The organism is Rhodococcus sp. 15-725-2-2b (genome assembly GCF_002259075.1).
Taxonomy (GTDB): Bacteria; Actinomycetota; Actinomycetes; order Mycobacteriales; family Mycobacteriaceae; genus Rhodococcoides.
The window spans coordinates 143,267-165,394 of sequence record NZ_NPFL01000011.1 but is presented as its reverse complement, the minus strand read 5'-3'; the positions used below and the strand labels follow the sequence as shown (position 1 = coordinate 165,394).

Sequence of the window (22,128 nt, the reverse complement as noted above, 5' to 3'; positions counted from 1 at the left end):
GACGAAGTTTCCGCTCCCCTACCGAGGCAAGAGGTCAATGACAGAGAACGAACAGCAGTTCCGGATCGAGCACGACACGATGGGAGAGGTTCGCGTTCCCATCGATGCGCTCTGGCGTGCCCAGACACAGCGTGCCGTGGAGAACTTCCCCATCTCGGGCCGTCCGCTCGAGCGCACTCAGATTCGCGCGATGGGCCTGCTCAAAGCAGCCTGCGCGCAGGTCAACAAAGACCTCGGTCTGCTCGACGGCACGCTGGCCGACGCGATCATCGCCGCCGCCACCGAGATCGCCGACGGCAAGCACGACGACCAGTTCCCGATCGACGTCTTCCAGACCGGCTCGGGCACCAGCTCGAACATGAACGCCAACGAGGTCATCGCGTCGATCGCCAAGGCGGCAGGCGTCGAGGTGCACCCCAACGACCACGTGAACATGTCGCAGTCCTCCAACGACACGTTCCCGACGGCCACTCACGTCGCCGCCACCGAGGCAGCCGTGACGTCGCTCGTGCCCGCGCTGCGTCACCTCCACGAGGCTCTCGTGACCAAGGCAACGGAGTGGAAGCACGTCGTCAAATCCGGCCGCACCCACCTCATGGACGCCGTTCCGGTCACCCTCGGTCAGGAATTCGGCGGTTACGCCCGTCAGATCGAAGCCGGCATCGAACGCGTCGAGGCCACCCTGCCGCGGCTCGGTGAACTGCCCATCGGCGGCACCGCCGTCGGCACCGGACTCAACGCACCCGACGGCTTCGGCCCGAAAGTCGTTGCAGCACTGGTCGAGTCGACCGGCATCGACGCACTGACCGCCGCCAAGGATTCGTTCGAGGCGCAGGCCGCACGTGACGGACTCGTCGAGGCCTCGGGCGCACTGCGCACCATCGCGGTCTCACTGACCAAGATTGCCAACGACATTCGCTGGATGGGATCGGGACCGCTCACCGGACTCGGCGAGATCGCCCTCCCCGACCTGCAGCCCGGCAGCTCCATCATGCCCGGCAAGGTCAATCCCGTTCTGCCCGAAGCTGTTACGCAGGTCGCGGCTCAGGTCATCGGCAACGACGCCGCAGTCGCATTCGGTGGCGCGTCGGGCGCATTCGAGCTCAACGTCTACATCCCGATGATGGCGCGCAACGTCCTCGAGTCGTTCAAGCTGCTCGCCAACGTCTCGGTACTGTTCGCCGACAAGTGCGTCGTCGGCCTCGAAGCCAACGTCGAGCACCTCAAGACCCTCGCCGAGTCCTCGCCGTCCATCGTGACGCCGCTGAACTCCGCGATCGGCTACGAGGAAGCCGCCGCAGTCGCCAAGCAGGCACTGAAGGAGAAGAAGACGATCCGTCAGACGGTCATCGACCGCGGACTGATCGGCGACAAGCTCAGCGAAGCCGAACTCGACAAGCGCCTCGACGTCCTCGCCATGGCGAAGGTCAAGGACTAGCTTTCCCGTTCGCCCGCCGAACCCCTGAACGCGTGAATGGTCCATTGCACCGCCGAGACGTGTGCAATGGACCATTCACGCTTTCGAAAGGGGCCGAACAATCAGGCGAGGTGAGCGAGTTCCTCGCGTGCCTTCAGGCCGTCCTCGCCCAGATCGGTGCGATCGAAGATCTTCCAGCCCGCGAGCAGCGGCTTGAACACCTTCTCGCGTTCCTGATCGGCGTCGTAGATTCCGGCTTCGGCGAGAGCGGCGGTGCTGCTGCCGCGGTCCGGCAGGTCGACCTCGGGAATCTTGAATCCGTTGATCCGGTCTGCGATGGCGCGGGCGGCCTGATCGGGAACCACGGCGAAGGCCTCGTTCAGAATATTGGCGTAGAACGTCGACTGCAGGGCGTCGTCGTCGGCGATCTTGCCGAGGATGGTGGCCAACACCGGATCCTTGCCGAGAGCGATGGTGTTGCGGTTACGCAGGGCGGCAGCGGCCTCCTCGATGGCGAAATGCGCCAGGATGTCGAGCAGATGCTGACTGGGCGCATCGTATCCGAGCGTCATGTGCTCCATCCGTACCCGCTCCAGGGCGACCGGATCGACTGCGCGGGTGAGCACCAGGAAGTTGCGCAACACTATCGACTGCCGGTTCTCCTCCGACGTCCATCGGCCGGTCCACTTCCACCAGGCACCGAGGCCGGTGAGCGCGTGGGCCAGTTCGCGGTGGTACGCAGGCAGGTTGTCGGCCACCAGCACGCCGACCGTGGCGGACAGGATTTCGACATCGCTGAGATGCGACTGCTCGGGCGACCAGTCCTCGCCACCGAGGAACGCGAAATTCTTGCCGTCGTCGAACGGCGCGAGGTCATGGGGGTGCCAATCGCTCGCTGCCTCGATGTGGCGTCGTAGATTCTCTTCGACCGCGGGCTCCAAACGGACCAGCAGATCACCGTCGGACAGGTTCGTAGACATGCGGTAACCGTAGCGCCTACACCCGAGCGCCCGACGTCGCGCCCCTGACCATTGTGAATTCTCCTAACGCCAGGTCGTTGCGGGTCTATTCTCAGGTGCATCCAGTCATCGAAGTGAGGACTCCTCGTGATGCGGTCGGGTCGAAATTTTCTGTGTCTTGCTGTTGCATGCTCCATGATCGTGCTGGTCGGATGCTCGAACGACGCCCCGACCGCAGACAGTCCACCCACCTCCGAGCCTGCACCGACCAGCGATCTCTCGCCTGGTCAGGTCGCAGGAGTCGACGTTCCCGACGGCCGCGTCGACGACGCGGTCGGCAAGCTCGACGGCATCGTCGAGGAGCTGATGGCGTCGTCGAACATTCCCGGGATGGCCATAGCCGTCGTGCACGGATCCGACGTCGTCTACTCGAAGGGGTTCGGCGTTCGCGAAGTGGGCACGGACGACCCGGTCGACGGGGACTCCGTGTTCCAGTTGGCGTCGCTGTCCAAATCGGTGGGTGCGACGGTCATCGCGTCCCAGGTGGGAGCGGGCGTGGTCGACTGGTCGACGCCGGTGGTCTCGCAGTTGCCATGGTTCGCGCTCGACGATCCATGGGTGACCCAGAACGTCACGGTCGGCGACTTCTATGCACATCGAAGCGGGCTGCCCGAGCACGAAGGCGATCTGCTCGAGGACCTCGGTTACGACCGCAGGCAGATTCTCGAACGCCTGCGCGAGGTCCCCCTCGACCCGTTCCGCTCCACGTACCACTACACCAACTTCGGCATCACGGCTGCGGCCGAGGCCGTCGCTGCGGCGTCGGGCAAGGACTGGGACACCCTCAGCCAGGACACGATCTACGGCCCGCTCGGCATGACCTCGACCAGCTCGTCGTTCGCGGACTACATCGCGCGGGCCGACCGGGCCGTACCCCACGTACTCGTCGACGGCGAATACCAGGCGAAGTACCAGCGGGAACCCGATCCACAGACCCCGGCCGGCGGCGTCAGTTCCTCGGTGAACGACCTCGCGAAGTGGCTGACGATGCTGATCGCCGACGGAAACCACGACGGACGACAGCTCGTGGACCCCGAAGCCCTCCTGCCCGCGATCAGCGCGCAGATCGTCTCGAGCCCGTCGGAGACACCGGATTCACGCGCCGGCTACTACGGCTACGGATTCAACGTCTCCACCAGTGCCGCCGGTCGCACGACGGTGAGCCATTCGGGAGCATTCGCGCTCGGAGCGGGCACCAACTTCGTCTGGATTCCATCCCTCGACGTGGCCATCGTCGTACTGACCAATGCCGCACCCATCGGCATCGCCGAAACGGTGACCGCCGAGTTCGCTGACCTCGTCCAGTTCGGCGAGGTGCGGGAGGACTGGCGAACGCTGTACAAGAACGCCTTTGCCGGCATGAGCGAACCGGAGGGCGAGCTCGCAGGCAAGACCCCGCCCACGAATGCTGCTGCACCACAACCTCTCACGTCGTACACAGGGGTGTACCAGAACAGCTATTGGGGGCCTGCGACGATAACGGAGGTCAACGGGAAACTGGTGTTGGCCATCGGGCCGAACGGAACCTCCTACGAGTTGTCGCCCTGGGACGGTGATACGTTCACGTTCGAGCCGACCGGTGAGAATGCACCCGACGGAACCGTTTCCGAGGCGACGTTCGACGGGAACACGCTGACCCTGGAGTTCTTCGACGGCGATGGATTGGGACGATTCACCAAGTGACTGACACACAGCAGGCAACCGAAACCGTAGTAGATCTGTTCGACGCTTTGAGAAGTCGAGACACCGAGCGCGCCATGTCGCTCCTCGACGAACGCGTCGTGTGGCACAACGTCGGCTTACCGAAGGTTCGCGGCCACTCGAACGTGGGCAGGTTCATGGCGACGCTCGCCAAGCCTGCGTTCGGCTTCGACGTGATCGTGCACAACATCGCTGCAGACGGAGACGTCGTGCTCACCGAGCGCACCGATGTGCTGATCTGGCGACGACTCCGAATCGAGTTCTGGGTGTGCGGAACCTTCGAGCTGCGCGACGGCAGAGTAGCCGTGTGGCGGGACTACTTCGACAACGTCGACTTCCTGAAAGGGTTTGTGCGAGGAGCATTCCGGGCCGTGCTCGGCCGGTGACCCCTGTGAGCGGAACTTCGTAGTGGGGTACGAGGCAGGAGTGGAGCCTGCGAAACGACCCTGAAGGCAGGAGTGGAGCCTGCGGAACGACCCGCAGGCTCCACGCTCCCAGGGGGATCAGGCTCCCGAAGGCCCGAACTCTTCGAGCATTTCCGTCACCAGTGCCGCGATCGGTGAACGCTCGCTGCGGGTGAGGGTGATGTGCGCGAAAAGTGGGTGACCCTTGAGCTTTTCGATCACTGCAGCGACGCCGTCGTGTCGTCCGACGCGCAGGTTGTCTCGCTGAGCGACGTCGTGGGTGAGTACGACGCGTGAGCCCGAACCGAGCCGGGACAGAACCGTCAGCAGCACGTTGCGTTCGAGTGACTGCGCCTCGTCGACGATCACGAAGGAATCGTGCAGCGATCGGCCGCGAATGTGTGTCAGTGGCAACACTTCCAGCATTCCGCGGGCGATGACCTCCTCCATCACCTCCGGGCTCGCGAGCCCTTCGAGGGTGTCGAAGACCGCCTGACCCCAGGGACCCATCTTTTCGCTCTCGCTACCGGGGAGGTAGCCGAGCTCCTGGCCACCGACGGCGTAGAGAGGCCGGAAGACAACGACTTTGCGGTGCGAGCGACGTTCGAGAACGGCCTCCAGTCCGGCGGTCAGCGCCAGAGCGGACTTACCGGTGCCTGCTTTTCCGCCGAGCGAGACGATGCCGATGCTCTCGTCGAGCAGAAGATCCAGCGCCACTCGCTGTTCCGCCGAACGGCCGTGCAGGCCGAACGCCTCACGCTCACCGCGCACGAGTTGGATCTGCTTGTCCGGCGTGACGCGACCCAGTGCACTCTGCCGTCCGGCAAGCAGTCGAACTCCCGTGTGACACGGCAGGTCTCGCGCTTCCACGAGGTCGATGACGCCGTCGTTGAACAGCGTGTCGACTGCGTCGGACGGTACTTCGAGTTCGGTCATTCCGGTCCAACCGGACGGCACCACGTCGTGTGCGTGGTATTCGTCGGCGGGGAGACCGACGGCACCGGCCTTGACGCGCAACGGAATGTCCTTGCTGACGAGCACGACGTCCTTGCCCTCTGCCTTCAGATTGAGGGCACAGGCGAGGATTCGAGAATCGTTGGAGTCGGTGCGGAATCCGACGGGAAGTACCGAGGGATCGGTGTGATTGAGCTCGACTTGCAGTGTGCCGCCCGATGTTCCGATGGGAACCGGCTGGTCGAGTCGACCGAACTCGACGCGCAGGTCGTCGAGCATGCGCAAGGATTCCCGCGCGAACCATCCCAATTCGTGATGGTGGCGTTTGCCCTCCAACTCGCTGATGACGACCAGCGGAAGTACCACATTGTGCTCGGCGAACCGGATGACTGCCCACGGATCCGAGAGCAGAACCGAGGTATCGAGCACGAATGTCCGAAGAGGGGCGGAAACGGAGCGTGAAGTGGTCACGTGGGGCTCCTACGTCTGCGCGGTACCGCGCAAACTCTGTCGCTCGGCCGGTCGGGTCCGATGTGTCAGGTGACACGAGGACCGGGTACCGGCCCTCTCGCGCTCACTAGCTCAGTCACGTATCAGAACCTCCCGCACAGGTAGCTTCCCCGCTGCCTGTTACTGCCGACGGTACCGCCGAAATCGAGGTTCGGCTCGTTGGAAGTCTGGCGTGTCGGTGAACAACGCGTTACGGCCGAATCGACCCAGGTCGGCAATCGAGCGGTGCCGAGAGTGCCCTCCCCGGATGCGTCAATGGACCATTGCACACGTCTGGGCGCGGCAATGGTCCATTGACCCAGACCAGGGTTCTGCGTGAATGGACCACTGCATACGTCTGGGCGCTGCAATGGTCCATTGACGCGGACCGGGTGGGCGAGAGTGCTGGGTCAGCCCAGCAGTCCCCAGTCTTCGAGGCCCTCGTACAGTGGCTTGCTCTGTGCCAACTTCACGACGCGGTCCTTGAGGGAATCGCTGGCCTCGCCGGTGGCCAGGGCGGTGCCGATGATGTCGGCCACCTCGGTGAACTCGGCCTCGCCGAATCCGCGGGTTGCCAGTGCGCCGGTGCCGATGCGCAGGCCGGAGGTGACCATCGGCGGGCGCGGGTCGAAGGGCACTGCGTTGCGGTTGACGGTGATGCCGACCTCGTGCAGGAGGTCCTCGGCCTGTTGGCCGTCGAGCTCGGAGTTGCGCAGGTCGACGAGCGCGAGGTGCACGTCGGTGCCGCCGGTGAGGACGGAGATGCCCTTGTCTGCCACGTCGGCACCGGTGAGGCGATCGGCGAGCAGCGACGCCCCGAGGAGGGTGCGTTCCTGGCGTTCCTTGAACTCGGGCGTCGCAGCGATCTTGAAGGCGACGGCCTTGGCGGCGATGGCGTGCATCAGCGGACCGCCCTGCTGGCCGGGGAACACCGCGGAGTTGAGCTTCTTGGCCCATTCCTTCTTGGCCAGGATGATGCCGGAGCGGGGTCCACCGAGGGTCTTGTGCACGGTCGAGGAGACGACGTCCGCGTACGGCACGGGCGAGGGGTGCACGCCTGCGGCGACGAGTCCGGCGAAGTGCGCCATGTCCACCCAGAGCAGTGCGCCCACTTCGTCGGCGATGGAGCGGAACGCAGCGAAGTCCTGGTGGCGCGGGTAGGCAGACCAGCCGGCGATGAGCACCTGCGGCTTGGCGGCGATGGCCTGCTTGCGCACCTCGTCCATGTCGATCCGGTGGTCTTCCTTCGACACCCCGTACGACTCGACCTCGTAGAGCTTGCCCGAGAAGTTGAGCTTCATGCCGTGCGTGAGGTGGCCGCCGTGCGCCAGGTCGAGGCCCATGATCTTGTCGCCCGGGTTGATCAGGGCCATCAGCACGGCGGCATTGGCCTGTGCACCTGCATGCGGCTGCACGTTGGCGAACTCGGCACCGAAGAGTTCCTTCGCGCGGTTGCGCGCGAGATCCTCGACGATGTCGACGTGCTCGCAACCGCCGTAGTAGCGGCGGCCTGGGTAGCCCTCGGCGTACTTGTTGGTCAGGACGCTGCCCTGGGCCTGCAACACCGCGCGGGGGACGAAGTTCTCCGAGGCGATCATCTCGAGAGTGTCGCGCTGACGCCCCAGCTCACCGGCCATCGCCTCGGCGACCTCGGGATCGAGTTCGGCCAGTGACAGGTTGTTGACGTCAGTCATAACAGGAGTCTCCAAAGGGACAGCAGAATGAAGGGGGCTCGGCCAGTTTACGAGACGCGCACTGCACCGGGTGTCAGTGGCTCGTCGAGCAGCCTGCCGAACAGCTGTGCGCGCTCACTCGCCGTCTCGCCACGGTCGAGCCAGCCGGCCAGCAGCTTGTAGCCCTCGACGTAGGTGCTGATGTACGCCCGCCACAGCGGGGAGGACAGAAACCGCAGGCTGTGCCGGGCGCGCTGCGGCGATGCCAACGACCATCGCTCCAGGTAGGCGGCTACGTCGTCCTCGCTCTTGTGCTGATCGTGCAGGAGCAGCGCGGCGTCCTGGCGCACCCCCAGCAGCCGGCTCGACGCGGCCGCGAGACGCTCGGCCTTGTCGCCGTCGAACCGCAGACCCAGATCGGCGTAGATCTCCTGCGCCCACAGGCCCCAGCCCTCGCCCACGATGGCCCCGAGGGCGTGATCGGCCAGGCCCTCGGCCATCAGGCACTGCGGGGTGTTGACCAGGAACAGCGTCTGCTCCAGCTGGCCTGCACCGACCAGGCCGGTCTCCTTGCGGCAGTGCTCGGTGTGGTGGCCGGGATAGGACTCGTGTGCGATCAGGTGCGGCAGATTGGCCATCTGCTGCTCGATGTCGGAGTTGAGCGCGACGGTCGACCGGTAGTCACCGAGGTAGTAGTTGAACCCCGACCACGGCTTGTCGCCGACGACCTCGTAGGTCACTTTCTCGGTGTCGGGCAATGTGTACTCGGCGCGGACGCGGTCGCGCAGTGCGGACGAGAACGCCTCGACACAGTCCTGCAGTCGGTCGGCCGGAATCACGTCGGCTCGGCGATGCGCGATCAACCGTTCGCCCAGCGACCCGGGACCGGCGAGGACCTCGTCCATCATGCGGTGTGCCTGCAGGTACTGGTCCTGATCGCCCGCGGAGATTCGGACGTCGAAGTAGGCGTAGACCTCGTCGACGAAGCCGATGTCCTCGCCTGCGAACTTGCGTGCCGAGCATTCGAGTGCGCGCAGGTGGACGTCCAGGAACGTCGTGCGCTCGGGCGTCAGATCGACGTTGCCGAGCTCGGCGCGCAGTGTCTGTGCTCGACGGATCAGCTCACGCGGCTCGGGCGCGGGGGCGTTCTCGGTGATACGACGCAACTCGGGATCGCCGGTGTACGCGTCGACGAATCCGTCTTCGAGCCGGTCGAAACTCAGGCCCAGCAGCAGGTATTCACGAACGAGGGAAGCAGCATCCATAACCGAACCCTAGTACGGCGAACGACCCCGCCCGTGCGCGATCGACCGGCACCGAGCACAATCTGGAACCATGCGACTCGCGCTCGACAGGAGCTCAGCCGAACCCTCCGCTGCTCCGACCTGTTGGAGCGGTGCGTGAGCGAGTCCAGTCCGTACGTCGAGTTCGACCGTGTGCAGTGGCGCACGCTGCGCCAATCCACGCCGTTGGTGCTGACCGAGGAAGAACTCGTCGGTCTGCGTGGTCTGGGTGAACAGATCGATCTCGACGAGGTGGCGGAGGTCTATCTGCCGCTGGCACGATTGATTCACCTCCAGGTCGCGGCTCGGCAACGACTCTTCGCTGCGACCGCGACGTTCCTCGGCGAGAAGCACCCCGACCGTCAGGTCCCGTTCGTCATCGGTGTCGCGGGCAGTGTCGCCGTCGGCAAGTCGACGACGGCCCGTGTGCTGCAGGCACTCCTGGCTCGATGGGACCACCATCCGCGGGTCGATCTGGTCACCACAGACGGATTCCTGTATCCGACGGCCGAGCTCATGCGTCGAGGCATACTGCACCGCAAGGGATTTCCCGAGAGCTACGACAGGCGCAAACTGCTCAGATTCGTCACCGAGGTCAAGTCCGGTACCGAAGAGGTCGGCGCACCGGTTTATTCGCACGTCTCGTACGACATCGTCAAGGGCCAGTACCACATGGTCCGGCAGCCGGACATCCTGATCGTGGAGGGGCTCAACGTTTTACAGACCGGACCACGGTTGATGGTCTCGGATCTGTTCGACTTCTCGATTTACGTCGACGCGCGGATCGAGGACATCGAGAGTTGGTACGTCAAACGCTTTCTCGCATTGCGTAAGACGTCCTTCACCGATCCGTCCTCGCACTTCCACCACTACGCAGGCCTGTCCGACGACCACGCGCAGATCGCGGCCGAGGATCTGTGGCATTCGATCAACCTGCCCAATCTGGTGGAGAACATCCTGCCGACGCGACCGCGAGCGACGATGGTGCTGCGCAAGGACAACGACCACGCGATCAACCGGCTGCGGCTTCGTAAGCTGTAGAGCCGAACTCGATCAGATACCGAAACGGCGGTGTCTGGCCGCGAAGTCGCGCAGCGCACGCAGGAAGTCGACGCGACGGAATTCGGGCCAGTAGGCCTCGGTGAACCAGATTTCCGAGTACGCGCTCTGCCACAGCAGGAAGCCGGACAGTCGCTGTTCGCCCGAGGTGCGGATGACGAGATCCGGGTCGGGTTGGCCGGAGGTGTAGAGGTGACTGCCGATCTCGTCGACGTTGATCGACGCCACCAGGTCGTCGCCGCTGACGCCCTCGGCGATCTTCTCGCTGACCAGGGACTGCACGGCGTCGGCGATTTCCTGCCGCCCTCCGTATCCGACGGCGACATTGACGTGCGTTCCGGATCGTCCCTCGGTCAGCGCTGCTGCTTCCTTGAGCCGACGCGCGGTCGACGCGGGGAGCAGATCGAGGGTGCCGACGAGTTTGACGCCCCAGTTCATCTCGGGTCCGCAGATCTCCTCGACGACGTCGGTGATGATGTCGAGCAGTGAATCCAATTCGTCCGCGTCTCGGCGCAGGTTCTCGGTGGAGAGCAGGTAGATGGTGGCCATCTCGATTCCGGCCGCGTCACACCAGCCGAGCATCTCGGCGATCTTCAGGGCTCCCATCCGGTGCCCGTGCGCGACGTCGGTGAATCCGTTCTCGCGCGCCCAGCGGCGATTGCCGTCGCACATCACCGCCACGTGCCGAGGGTGCTGAACCCCTTCGAGCTGGCTCAGCAGACGCCGCTCGTACACGTTGTAGAGAACGCCGCGGACCTTCTGCGGAATGATCACCACTGCTTCGTCACCGCTGCTCTCATCACCACGAAGGATCACCTTACGCCGACGTCTGCGAGCCGGTCGCCGGTACAGTAGCGTCAGAACCTACGGTGGCGTAGGTTTCGCCGGCGGTACGGAGAGGTCATCTTTCATGACGATGTTCGGACTGGACGAGATTCCTGTCAAACCACGTATGCGCGGCTGGATTCACCTGTATGCGTTCGGCGTGGCGGTGGTGTGCGCGATCACCCTCGTCACCCTCGCGTTCAGCATGGTCTCGGTCAGTGCGGGTGTGGCCGTGAGCGTGTATTCCGTCACCGTCTGCGGCGTGTTCGGGGTCAGTGCCACCTACCATCGCGTGCACTGGAAGACCGCGGCGTCGCAGATCTGGATGAAGCGCGCCGATCATTCGATGATCTTCCTGTTCATCGCAGGTAGCTACACCCCGTTTGCCGTGCTGGGTCTACCCGCCTCGACCGGACGCGTGCTGCTCGTCGTCGTGTGGGTCGGGGCCCTCGCCGGGGTGGCACTGAAGATGTTGTGGCCCGCAGCTCCCCGATGGGTCGGGGTACCGCTGTACCTACTCCTCGGCTGGGCGATCGTCCCGGTCGCACCCGCGCTGATCGAGCACGTCGGCTTTGCACCGTTTCTGTTGCTGCTCGTGGGCGGGGTGTTCTACAGCGTCGGGGCCGTGCTGTACGCCACCAAGTGGCCGAATCCTTGGCCCACCACCTTCGGCCATCACGAGTTCTTCCACGCCGCGACGGTCCTGGCGGCAACCTGCCACCTGGTCGCCGTGTGGCTCGTACTGTTCTGATCCGCCCTCAGGTGCTTCGAGCTGCCTTGTCTCGATACATCAGTGCGTCGGCGCGCTGAATCAGTCGATCTCTCGACTCCCCCGGCTCACGCACGGCAACGCCGACACTCACCGACACCCCGAGCAGATTCGATCCGAACGGCACCGGCTCTCCGCAGATCGCCGACCTCACCGAATCCGCGATATGGGCGCTGTCGGTCCCCTTCGCCCCGTCGAACGACACGGCGAACACGAACTCGTCTCCCGCGTACCGACCGACGACGCTCCCGCGCGGCGACCACTGGTGCAGGCGACGTCCTGCTGCCTCCAGAATGGCGTCGCCCGCAGCGTGACCGTGCACGTCGTTGATCGATTTCAGCCTGTCGACGTCGACGAATGCCAGAGCGACCGGCAGATCCTCGGCGATCCATTCGTCGACGTGGGCGAGCAAGGGCCCACGTCGCAGCAATCCGGTCAACTCGTCGCGCTCGGCGCGATCGCGCCAACGAACGGTGTCGTCCGCGACCGGATTGACCAGATCCAGCAGCGCGACGATGAACCGACGCCCGGCGATCTTCGCGATTCCGACATGCATCCAGCAGGAGACGACCTCCCCGTCGCCGCGGCGCACTCGACGCAGCGCTCCGATCGGTCGACCCTGATCGGCGGAGCCCGCATCGGGATACCGGTGCTCGAGTTCGACCGCGATGCGCGTCGCGGACGCGCGATCGCCGAGCGGCACGAAATCCGCAACGGGTCGACCGACCATGTCGTCCACCGCGCACCCGAGCACACCCTCGCACAGGATGTTGGCACCGACGACCTCGTACTGCATCGAATGCACCATGGCCGCCATCGGAACCGCGGCCACGAACTCGGCGACAGCAGCGCGTTGTTCGTCGGTCACTGCCTCGTACACGGTGCCCGCACGCATCACACCCTCATTCATGACACCTTCACTCATGACACCGTCGATCCGTTAACAGACGTTCGACCACCCCAGGCCGAGGAAACTCCCGGCAACAGTACTGTTCTCCCGTCGAAGCATCGACGAGCGTCGTCACCTCTGCAGTGCGAACGGCAAATCTTCGGCAGACGTCACAGGACGGTCGCACACGAAGCCACGACACACGTACGCCGTTTCGAGGCCGTCGACGGGTGGACGGTCGGTCAGCAGCGCCGACGAATCCGTCACGCCTGCCACCACGACCGAACCGCCAGGAGCCAGCGCCCGCACGGCCGAGAGCAGATCACCGCCGGGTGCCGTCGACACCGCGATCTGAATCGGGCCACGAACGGACGCTTCTGCGACCGCCAACCAGTGCCCGCCGGACCTGGGCGCTCGTTCGAGAATCGACGCCGATCGTGCCAGCGACGCAGCCGCCAGTTCGGCGTAACGCGCAGAGGAGCTGTGATCGACCAATGCCGCTGCGGTGAGCAGCGCCTCGGCCATCGTGGATGCTCCCGACGGGGTGGCCCCGTCGATCGGGTCACGAGGGCGGGTCACGAGAGTCTCGGCATCGTCGGCGGTGTCGAACCACCCGCCGACGTCGTCGGGGTCGGCGAAGTGCTCGACCGCGGCGTCGATGATCGACGTCATGCGCTCGGACCAGACCGAATCTCCTGTGGCCTGGAACAGCGCCGCCGCGGCGACCGCGAGACACGCGTAGTCCTCGAGCACACCGGTGGCCTCACCCACCGCTCCGCCGAGAGAGGCACGGCGGACCCGCCCGGACTCGACGTGGCCGGCGAACAGCTGCTCGCCGCACTCGACTGCCGCGTCGACCCAACGCGACTGCCCCAGCCCGGTTCCGGCCTCGACCAGCGCGGTGATCGCCAACCCGTTCCATGCGGTGACGACCTTGTCGTCGCGGCCGGGTTGCGGCCGAGTCGCGCGAGCGGCCGACAGTGCTCCGCGCACCCGGGCGAACCGGTCGTAGTCCTCGGGTTCGGCGGGCAGTTGCAGTACCGACATACCTGCCTCGAACGTGCCTGCCGAATTCACCGCGAACAACCCCGCTGCCCAGACGCCGTCCTCGAAACGGAGAGTCTCGATCAGTTGCTCCGGGGTCCACGCGTAGGTCAGACCCTCTATGCCTTCGGTGTCGGCATCGAGGGCCGACGCGAAACAACCATTGTCCGTGCGTAGTTCACGGAGCATGAACTCCGCAGTGTCCGACGCCACCCGCCGGGCGAGCGCATCGTCGTCGACCCTGGCCGCGTGCGCGTAGAACCGCAGTAGCAGCGCGTTGTCGTAGAGCATCTTCTCGAAGTGCGGGACGACCCACTCGGCATCGACGGAGTAGCGCGCGAATCCCCCGCCCAGCTGGTCGTAGATGCCACCGCGTGCCATGGCCGACGCGGTACGGCGAACGACGCCGAGGACCTCGGTGTCGCCGGTGCGCTCGTAGTGCCGGAGCAGACCCTCGAGCAGCGCGCCGGGTGGGAACTTCGGTGCCCGGCCGAAGCCGCCGTACGTGGTGTCCTCGTCCGCGCAGATCGCCGAGACCGAGGCCGCCAGAGCATCGGCGTCGATCGGGCGTCCGCCCGCGGGCACGCCTGCGCTGTGTTTGCGCAGTTCGGTGACGATGTCGGCGGAGGCGTCGAACACTTCCTGTCGCCGCGTCGACCAGGTGTCGGCGATCGCGGTGAGCAACTGCTGGAACGACGGCATTCCCTGACGCGGGGCCGGCGGGAAGTACGTTCCGCAGTAGAACGGCTCGGTGTCGGGGGTCAGGAAACACGTCATCGGCCACCCCCCTTGGCCGGTCATCGCGACGGTGGCGTTCATGTACACCGAGTCGAGGTCGGGTCGTTCTTCGCGATCGACCTTGATGCACACGAAATGCTCGTTCATCGATGCCGCGGTCGCCTCGTCCTCGAACGACTCGTGAGCCATGACGTGGCACCAGTGGCACGCCGAGTATCCGATCGACAGCAGGATGGGAACATCGCGATCACGGGCGGACTGCAGAGCCTGCGGTCCCCATTGCTGCCAGTGCACCGGGTTGTCCGCGTGCTGCCTCAGATACGGGCTGGTGGACTCACCGAGGGCATTGGCGTCGAGCATCAGGGCTCGTCGGTGGCGGCGGGTTCGGTTCGAGTCCGTTCCGGCGGAGACGGATCTGCGATCCCGCCGCGGTCGGTGCCTTCGTCGAGGGCTTGATCCAACGTCGGATCCTCCTTCTCGAACGTGGCGGGCAGACGCTTGATCTTCTTGTTCATGGACCAGATCAACAGTGCCGTTCCGACCAACAGCGCAACCAGGATCACCAGGCCGATCGGCGATGACTTACCGAACTCGGGACCGGTGGGCTGCTGGGCGAGGATCGACACGATCATTCGGTGGTCTCTTCTATTCCGGCGAACAGGTCCGTCTCGGGCAGCGACGTCGTGACCCGAGTGCGAGCCAACTCGAACTCCTCGGTGGGCCACAGCTTGCGCTGCACGTCCAGCGGCACGGCGAAGAACGACCCATTGGGGTCGATCTGCGTCGCGTGTGCGCGCAGTGCGTCGTCGCGTTGCTCGAACCAGTCACCGACGGTGACCTGCGTGGTGATGCGACCCATGATCTCGTCCCGCTGGCCGTCCCAACGCTTGAGCCAGTCGACGAACGGGCTCTCCTCGCCGCGATCGATGAACCAATCGTGGAAGAGCTGCATGCGCTTACGGATGAACCCGTGCGAGTAGTAGAGCTTGAGCGGAGTCCAGGGCTCACCGGCGTCGGGGAAGCGTTCGGGATCGCCCGAGGCCTCCCATGCGGCCATCGAGACCTCGTGGCAGCGGATGTGGTCGGGATGCGGGTAACCGCCGCGCTCGTCGTAGGTGGTGATGACGTGCGGCTTGAACTCGCGCACCACCTTCACCAACGCCTCGGTGGAGACCTCCAACGGGACCAGCGCGAAACAGCCCTCGGGGAGAGGCGGTAGAGGATCGCCCTCGGGCAACCCGGAGTCCTCGAAGCCGAGCCACGTCTGCCGGACGCCCAGGATGCGGGCGGCCTCCGCCATCTCCTCGCGTCGAACGTCCCGGATGCGCTCGTGCACACCCGGAATGTCCATCGCCGGATTGAGGATGTCGCCCCGCTCGCCGCCGGTGAGCGTGACGACCAGAACCTCGTGCCCTTCGGCCGCGTAGCGAGCCGTTGTCGCAGCACCTTTGCTGGACTCGTCGTCGGGATGGGCATGCACTGCCATGAGCCGCAGTCCGGACACGTTCTTCCTCACCTCGGATTCGCCTGGTTCTTGCCTGACCTATAGTTCCACCTGATGCCGACAGGCACCCAGCGGCACCCCCGAATCGACCCCGAGAGCTGACATGACCAACGCACTTCCCGCAGGTAGATACCCGTCGGGTTCCGGTCCGAGCGGCGTTCGGCAGGCCCCGAAACGTGCGACGAAGATCGCACTCGTGGCGTTGGTCCTGCTGGTCGGAACGGGTGTGGCCTACTACGCGTACAGCAAGTTCTCGGTCAAACCCATCGAGGGCAGTCAGCTCTCGTTCGACATCGTCGACGAGCAGACGATGTCGATCAGGTTCAGCGTCACCCGGCAGGATCCCGAGCAACCGGCCGTGTGCATCGTCCGCGCCCGATCGCGCGACGGCTCCGAGACCGGTAGACGTGAGGTGTACATCCCGCCGGAGTCGGCGTCGACCACCGTGGAGATGACCACCGAGGTGACGACGTCGGCCGCACCCGCCGTCGGCGACGTCTACGGCTGCAGCCTCGATGTTCCCGAATATTTACGAGCCCGATAGGCGAACTGCCTGTTCGTGGTAAGCTCGGCCCATACACGGCCACCGCAGTAGGTGCCGTGTATTGCTGCATTGCGGGCAGGGTTCACCTGCGAACGACGACGACGGCTCCAGGATGTGGGCCGACCAAGGGGATCCAACCATTGGAGTCCCCTGTTCGTTGCGTGCCCTACCTGCTCAGAAACCGGAATCCGAACTCGAGATTCCGACTACGAGGGAGTGATCGAGATGACCGAGACCCAGGTGACCTGGCTTACCCAGGAATCACACGACAGGCTCAAGAGCGAACTCGACCAGCTCATTTCCAATCGCCCCGTCATCGCCGCCGAGATCAACGAGCGTCGCGAAGAGGGCGATCTGAAGGAGAACGGCGGCTACCACGCTGCGCGTGAGGAGCAGGGCCAGCAGGAAGCACGTATCCGCCAGCTGCAGGAGCTGCTCAACAACGCGAAGGTCGGCGAGGCACCCACTCAGTCCGGTGTCGCACTGCCCGGGTCCGTCGTCAAGGTCTACTACGACGGCGATGAGTCCGACACGGAGACTTTCCTGATCGCCACTCGCGAAGAGGGTGCCCGCGACAACAAGCTCGAGGTGTACTCCCCCGCGTCACCGCTGGGCGGATCGCTCATCGACGCCAAGGTCGGCGACACCCGCGAGTACACGCTGCCCAACGGCAAGACCATGAAGGTCACGCTCGTCAGCGCGGAGCCGTACCACACGTAAGCCTTTCCCCAGAAGACATCGAAGCACCCCCGGTCGCCGAGCGACCGGGGGTGCTTTTCTGCGTCGATGTCAGGCGGTCATCGTCTTCTGGTACTTGCGTACCGACAGCGGCACGAACACCACGAGCATCAACACCACCCAGATGAGGGTGTAGAGCACGGGGTTCTGCAGTGGCCAGACCTCCGGCGGCGGCGCCATCGGGTTTGTGTTGCCGAACTGCTCTCGCACCGCGAGCGTCACCGACGAGATCGGATTCCACTCGGCGATCGTCTTGAGCACGCTGGGGAAGTTGTCGATCGGGACGAAGGTGTTGGCGATGAACGTCAACGGAAAGATCACGATGAACGACGCGTTGTTGAAGATCTCCGGCGAGCGCACGATCAAGCCCACCAGCGCCATCACCCACGAGATCGAGTATGCGAACAGCAGCAGCAGCACGTACCCGAGCAGGGCGTCGAAGAACGACGACGTGATTCGCCAACCCACGATCAGGCCGGTGATCGACATGATCGTGATGGTGACGATGTTGTTTCCGACATCGGCGGCGGTGCGCCCGATGACGACGGCCGAACGTGCCATCGGCAACGACCGGAACCGATCCATCACGCCCTTCTGCAGATCCTCGGCCAGCGAGGACCCGGTGATGGAGGCACCGAAGATCATCGTCTGCACGAAGATGCCGCCCATCAGGAAACTCTTGTAGTCGATGCCGGGAACCTCGATCGCGCTGCCGAAGACATAGGCGAACAGCAGGACGAACATGATCGGGGAGAGCGTGGCGAAGAACAGCAGATCGGGAACTCGCTTGAGCTTGATCAGATTTCGCTTGGTGATGATCGCGGAATCCAGAAGGACGTTGCTCATTTCTCTTCCTCCGCCGTCTCGGGCTCGCCGGTGGTCTGACCGGTCAGACTCAGGAACACATCGTCGAGATTCGGCCGTCGCAGACCGACGTCGACGACCTCGATTCCGTTCGTTTCGAGCTCGACCAGTGCGGTCGACAGGTCCTTCGATCCCCCGTTGACGGGCATGACGATCCGGCCCACCTGATCGTCGAGGGTGGGCGGCTCGACGCCGATCGGGGCCAGGATCTGCATCGCGCGATCGGCCTGAGATCGATCGGTGAGTACGAATTCGACTCGCTCCCCACCCGTTTGCGCCTTGAGCTCGTCCGCTGTGCCGCGGGCGATGATCTTGCCCTTGTTCAACACGATGATCGAATCGGCCAGCCGGTCGGCCTCTTCGAGGTACTGGGTGGTCAACAGAATGGTGGTTCCGTCACGGACGAGATCTGCGATGAACTCCCACATGGTGATCCGGCTGCGCGGATCGAGTCCGGTGGTGGGTTCGTCGAGGAACACCACTCGTGGTCGCCCGATCAGGCTGGCCGCGATGTCGAGTCGCCGACGCATACCTCCCGAGTACTGCTTGGCGGTGCGGTCACGGGCGTACTCGAGATCGAAACGCACGAGCAACTCGTCGGCGCGCTTCCTGGCTTCGGCCTTGCGCAGGCCGAACAGTCGGCCGACCATCTCGAGGTTCTCGTACCCGGTCAAGTACTCGTCCACGGCCGCGAACTGGCCGGTCAGTCCGATCGTGCTCCGCACCTCGTTCGCCTGCGAATGCACGTCGAGTCCGAAGATTCTGGCCGAGCCCGATGTCGCCTGCAGCAGGGTGGCGAGAATACGGACCGCCGTGGTCTTTCCGGCGCCGTTGGGGCCGAGCACACCGAGCACCGTGCCCTCCGGAACGGTGAAATCGATCCCGTCGAGCGCGACGTTCTTGCCGTACCGAAGTACGAGGCCCTCTACTTCTATAGCGTTCGCCATTGCCCTATCCCCGTTTCTCTCCTGGTCGGTGTAAGGACTTCCGAACGCGTAGAGATTAACCGGTCTTGATCGGACCGGGCGTCCACAGACCCGAACGCTGCACCTCTTCTGCTGTGATCTGCGCCGCCTGCGCCGACTCGTCGTACGGGGTGTACTGCTCGATCGACCCCCAGTCGCGGTCCCAGTCGCCGGACAGATACGACGGGATGGTGCGGGCGGAGGCAACGATGTCGATCCACCCGAGCGGCCCGCCGCCGAAGTGGTCCTGCCATGCGTTGGTGATGACGGCACCGCTGCGGTCCGGCAGTACCCGGTACTGCGGAATTTCGGCAACCCCGAGACGATGGTCGAACGGATGCTGGCACGGGAAGTTGAACCCGACCTCCCAGTCGAGCATCACCGGAGCGTCACGGCCGACGACCTCGTTCAGCGTCTGAGTACGCGGAACTCGGGGCGGCGTGATCGCCAACCACTGGTCGGGATCGCGATCGGTATCGGAGAGCACCAGGCGAATCATGTTGGTGCCGGCCGGAATCCGATCCATGGGTACACGCAGGTTGCGCCAGGACGGCGTCGGACCGATGTCGATGGGCGTCACCCGCCCCTGCGCCTGCCCGTCCACTCCGTACTCGAGTTCGAGGCTCTGCCCGTAGGTGACGATGCCGTCGGAGTCCACCGAGCGGATGCGGCCGGCAGCGGCGATGGAGATCAGGTCGCCGGGATCGGCGGGCAACGCGTACCAGCCGGTCGTCAGGGTGGCGGGGGTGTCGGACCCGAACGAGCCGAGCACCGGCACGGACTCCGGATCGAGGCCGTACGGCAGTGCGCTGCCACCGGTTCCGGCACCGGTGGTCGACGCCGGCTGCTGTTGCTCCTCGGTGTCGACGGTGTTCGAGGTACCCGATGCCGACGCCTCCTTGTCGGCCGTCAGATCACCCGCAACGCCGTTCGGGGTGAATCCGTCGTTCTCGGCACCCAGCGCGGCGAATGCGTCGCCGCTCACCGGTTGCAGCACATCGGCATTGGGGTCGGTTTCGAGCAGTACGTCGTTGGCGAGACCGCACGTGTTCCCGGCCAGCGCGGAGAGGTTCGACTTCGCGATCGAGTACGACGGCCATTGCGCCACCGCGCCTTTGGCCATCGATGCCACGGCCAGCAGCACCAGCAGAGCGGCCGCCACCGCGATCGGCGGCACCGACCACCAACGTGCCATCGGAATGTCGGTGCGCACATAGGGCGCACGAAGATGGAACCAGACCGCTGCGAGCAACAGCAGCAGGGTCAGGCCGAGGAACATGGTCGAGATGCCCAGGCCGGCAACGAGGATCGGCTTGTCCCAGAACGGAACTCCCCACGCCGATACGTACCAGTAGCCGTTGGTTCCGGTGAACGCGACGGCCAGCAGAAACGAGACCGCAGCAGCGAACAGGAGTCGGTTGCGTCGCGAGCGCAGCACCGCGGCACCGGTCGCCACCGCTGCCAGTACTGCCACCGATGCGGCGAGTCCGGCGAAGACACCGAAGTGGTGGGTCCACTTGGTGGGGGTGATCATCATCAGGGCCATCGCGCCGACGGTGATGCCGACGATCCGCCGTGCCGGACCCGTTGCGGTACCGGGGATCTTGCCGCCCTTGCGCAGCATCGCCACGACCACTGCGATCAGCGAGACGATCATGACGAACACCCCGAAGCGACGCGCGAGCGAGCCGTCGATGTCCAGGTTCATCAGCCACTGGTAGCGCAGGTACTCGTCGAACCAGGCCTGGCTCGGACCGGCCGCGTTGTGCACACGCTGCATCTCGAGCATGCCCGCCACGGTCTGGTTGCCGAACGCGAACACCAATACAACCGTGCCCGACGCGACCAGCGGGGCCAGCAGCGTCACCGCTCCCAGTGTCGTGCTGCCCGGTGTTCGATAACCCAAGTCACGCGCGCGGGCGACGACGATCTGCAACACCGGCCGAGCCCCGGCGATCAACGGCGCGAAGCAGATGAATCCGGAGGGTCCGCACGTGACCGTCAACGCCGCGATCAGAATCGCCGCGGCTGCGGGCAGCAACCTGCGGGTGGCGATCGAGCGCTCCACCGAGCACCACGTCAGCAACACTCCGAGCGCCACGAACGGCTCAGGGCGCAAGCCGTTGTTGTACGGCAGCCAGAACGCGAGCATCACCAGACCGCCGGTCCACAGCGCCGTCTTCGACGCGCGAGCGGCCGCACCGAACCGCGGGATCACCTCGCGGCTGATGACGAGCCATGCCACGACAGCGCAGACCAGCGTCGGCAACCGCATCCACACGCTGGCCGTGGAGACGTGCGAGAGGAGGGTGAACATGTCGTACAGCGGTGTGCCGAAAGGTGTCTCGGGAACGCCGAAGTAGCGGAAGTAGTTGGCCATGTATCCGGCGTGATCGGCCGTGCGCGCCATGCCCAGCTGGTAACCGTCGTCGGAGGTGTTCGCACCGATGAGGTGCCACACCAGCAGGGTCCCGATCACCACGCCGTCGGCCACGCCGAACGTCCACCATCGACGAGGGAGGAAGCGTCGGGCGCGCCTGCCGTCGGACAGGTCGAGGCGGTGCAGCGCCACCAGCGAGATGCCCGTGGCGAGCACACCGACGATCATCGCGAACCACTTCAGCGCGCTCGGGGTCGACGAGAATCGACTGTCGAGCTGGGCTGTCAGCGTGAGGCCGTCGACGGTGCCTCGAAGATCGCTGAAGACTCCGACCAGCTGCGGCCGAACATCGCCCTCGCGAGTGGTGGTCTCGGCGTCGGTCAGCCCGACCGTGGTCGCCGTACCGTTCGAGGTGATCGTCAACGCGCAGTCGGTCAGTTCGGAGACCGGCTTCTCGAGGAGGACCGAATCACGCAACGTCACCTTCAGTCGCGATGCCTCACCGCCCGTCACCTCGGCAACGAGACCGTAGCGATAGGCGTCGGGCGATCCCTTGGGCGAGGTCGACAACAACAGACCGCCGCCGGGCAACTGTTCGACGGCAGCACACGGAATCGTCGCGTCGACGCCGATGGGGGTGTAGCCGACGAGCGGAGCTTCGACGCTGCCGATCGTCTCGCCCTGCGGCCAGGTCAGCGAGGACTGCTGTTGCTCGATCGGCAGCAGCGGTATCGCGATCGTCAACAGGATTCCCAGGACAGCGGAGACGATCGCGACGAGCCGAGCCATGCAAATATCTCCCACCGATGTCCTGGTTCAAGTCGCTGCTCAAGCTACCAGCCGGTCCTGAAGGGGCCCGTCGAGACGAA

19 protein-coding genes are annotated in these 22,128 nt (G+C 65.1%); 7 read left to right on the top strand and 12 right to left on the bottom strand.

Going from position 1 to position 22,128, the window contains the following annotated elements; translation table 11 throughout:
• Positions 1-37 precede the first annotated feature (37 nt).
• Positions 38-1,438 carry a class II fumarate hydratase gene (locus tag CH306_RS14650; RefSeq protein ID WP_032394030.1) on the top strand — a complete coding sequence of 467 codons (1,401 nt, stop codon included), beginning with the start codon at positions 38-40 and terminating at the stop codon, positions 1,436-1,438.
• Positions 1,439-1,539: 101 nt separating this feature from the next.
• On the opposite strand, the gene CH306_RS14645 is transcribed toward CH306_RS14650, so the two are convergent.
• On the bottom strand, positions 1,540-2,397 hold the full coding sequence (locus tag CH306_RS14645) for an acyl-ACP desaturase (protein ID WP_032394029.1): 858 nt from the start codon (positions 2,395-2,397) through the stop codon (positions 1,540-1,542).
• Between the two features lie 129 nt (positions 2,398-2,526).
• Here CH306_RS14645 and CH306_RS14640 point away from each other — a divergent pair, with 129 nt between their 5' ends.
• Positions 2,527-4,119 (top strand): serine hydrolase, encoded by a 1,593-nt coding sequence (locus CH306_RS14640; RefSeq protein ID WP_094646962.1) that lies wholly within the window; start codon positions 2,527-2,529, stop codon positions 4,117-4,119.
• Entirely contained in the window at positions 4,116-4,523 is a 408-nt protein-coding gene (locus CH306_RS14635; RefSeq protein ID WP_094646961.1) for a limonene-1,2-epoxide hydrolase family protein, read from the top strand. Before CH306_RS14640 ends, CH306_RS14635 begins: the two co-directional genes overlap by 4 nt.
• A 117-nt stretch (positions 4,524-4,640) precedes the next feature.
• Here the strand turns inward: CH306_RS14635 and CH306_RS14630 are convergent, their stop codons facing one another.
• The 3 genes from CH306_RS14630 to CH306_RS14620 form a co-directional block, all read right to left on the bottom strand.
• On the bottom strand, positions 4,641-5,966 hold the full coding sequence (locus CH306_RS14630) for a PhoH family protein (RefSeq protein ID WP_179272886.1): 1,326 nt from the start codon (positions 5,964-5,966) through the stop codon (positions 4,641-4,643).
• A 428-nt stretch (positions 5,967-6,394) separates the two neighbouring features.
• Positions 6,395-7,678, bottom strand: a complete 1,284-nt coding sequence (gene glyA, locus CH306_RS14625) for a serine hydroxymethyltransferase (RefSeq protein WP_032394025.1) — start codon at positions 7,676-7,678, stop codon at positions 6,395-6,397.
• Between the two features lie 47 nt (positions 7,679-7,725).
• Positions 7,726-8,922, bottom strand: coding sequence for a DUF885 domain-containing protein (locus CH306_RS14620; RefSeq protein WP_094646959.1), 1,197 nt, complete (start codon positions 8,920-8,922; stop codon positions 7,726-7,728).
• Between the two features lie 135 nt (positions 8,923-9,057).
• Here CH306_RS14620 and coaA point away from each other — a divergent pair, with 135 nt between their 5' ends.
• Positions 9,058-9,981 (top strand): type I pantothenate kinase, encoded by a 924-nt coding sequence (coaA, locus tag CH306_RS14615; protein WP_037191653.1) that lies wholly within the window; start codon positions 9,058-9,060, stop codon positions 9,979-9,981.
• Between the two features lie 12 nt (positions 9,982-9,993).
• Here the strand turns inward: coaA and CH306_RS14610 are convergent, their stop codons facing one another.
• Positions 9,994-10,776: an isoprenyl transferase gene (locus CH306_RS14610; protein WP_032394023.1), complete on the bottom strand. Its 783-nt coding sequence runs from the start codon at positions 10,774-10,776 to the stop codon at positions 9,994-9,996.
• 133 nt (positions 10,777-10,909) lie between these two features.
• Between CH306_RS14610 and trhA the strand changes: the two genes are divergently transcribed.
• Positions 10,910-11,575: a PAQR family membrane homeostasis protein TrhA gene (gene trhA / locus CH306_RS14605; protein ID WP_094646958.1), complete on the top strand. Its 666-nt coding sequence runs from the start codon at positions 10,910-10,912 to the stop codon at positions 11,573-11,575.
• Between the two features lie 7 nt (positions 11,576-11,582).
• On the opposite strand, the gene CH306_RS14600 is transcribed toward trhA, so the two are convergent.
• The 4 genes from CH306_RS14600 to mca form a co-directional block, all read right to left on the bottom strand.
• The gene (locus CH306_RS14600; RefSeq protein ID WP_179272887.1) at positions 11,583-12,503 is read right to left on the bottom strand and encodes a sensor domain-containing diguanylate cyclase; all 921 of its coding nucleotides are present in this window, start codon (positions 12,501-12,503) and stop codon (positions 11,583-11,585) included.
• 111 nt (positions 12,504-12,614) lie between these two features.
• Positions 12,615-14,624, bottom strand: coding sequence for a thioredoxin domain-containing protein (locus CH306_RS14595; protein WP_094646956.1), 2,010 nt, complete (start codon positions 14,622-14,624; stop codon positions 12,615-12,617).
• Positions 14,624-14,896 (bottom strand): hypothetical protein, encoded by a 273-nt coding sequence (locus tag CH306_RS14590; protein WP_032394020.1) that lies wholly within the window; start codon positions 14,894-14,896, stop codon positions 14,624-14,626. The genes CH306_RS14595 and CH306_RS14590 overlap by 1 nt, the downstream gene beginning before the upstream one ends.
• Positions 14,893-15,768, bottom strand: coding sequence for a mycothiol conjugate amidase Mca (mca, locus tag CH306_RS14585; protein ID WP_176459393.1), 876 nt, complete (start codon positions 15,766-15,768; stop codon positions 14,893-14,895). Before mca ends, CH306_RS14590 begins: the two co-directional genes overlap by 4 nt.
• A 103-nt stretch (positions 15,769-15,871) precedes the next feature.
• Between mca and CH306_RS14580 the strand changes: the two genes are divergently transcribed.
• Complete coding sequence (locus CH306_RS14580) at positions 15,872-16,312, top strand: DUF4307 domain-containing protein (RefSeq protein ID WP_045199113.1); 441 nt, start codon at positions 15,872-15,874, stop codon at positions 16,310-16,312.
• Positions 16,313-16,537: 225 nt separating this feature from the next.
• Positions 16,538-17,032 (top strand): transcription elongation factor GreA, encoded by a 495-nt coding sequence (gene greA, locus CH306_RS14575; RefSeq protein WP_032394210.1) that lies wholly within the window; start codon positions 16,538-16,540, stop codon positions 17,030-17,032.
• Between the two features lie 69 nt (positions 17,033-17,101).
• Here greA and CH306_RS14570 read toward each other — a convergent pair whose 3' ends face one another.
• The 3 genes from CH306_RS14570 to CH306_RS14560 are packed head-to-tail and all read right to left on the bottom strand — an operon-like array spanning position 17,102 to position 22,048.
• Positions 17,102-17,896 carry an ABC transporter permease gene (locus tag CH306_RS14570; protein ID WP_032394017.1) on the bottom strand — a complete coding sequence of 265 codons (795 nt, stop codon included), beginning with the start codon at positions 17,894-17,896 and terminating at the stop codon, positions 17,102-17,104.
• Complete coding sequence (locus tag CH306_RS14565) at positions 17,893-18,861, bottom strand: ATP-binding cassette domain-containing protein (RefSeq protein ID WP_094646955.1); 969 nt, start codon at positions 18,859-18,861, stop codon at positions 17,893-17,895. The genes CH306_RS14570 and CH306_RS14565 overlap by 4 nt, the downstream gene beginning before the upstream one ends.
• A 55-nt stretch (positions 18,862-18,916) precedes the next feature.
• Positions 18,917-22,048, bottom strand: a complete 3,132-nt coding sequence (locus CH306_RS14560; protein ID WP_094646954.1) for an arabinosyltransferase domain-containing protein — start codon at positions 22,046-22,048, stop codon at positions 18,917-18,919.
• Positions 22,049-22,128 lie beyond the last annotated feature (80 nt).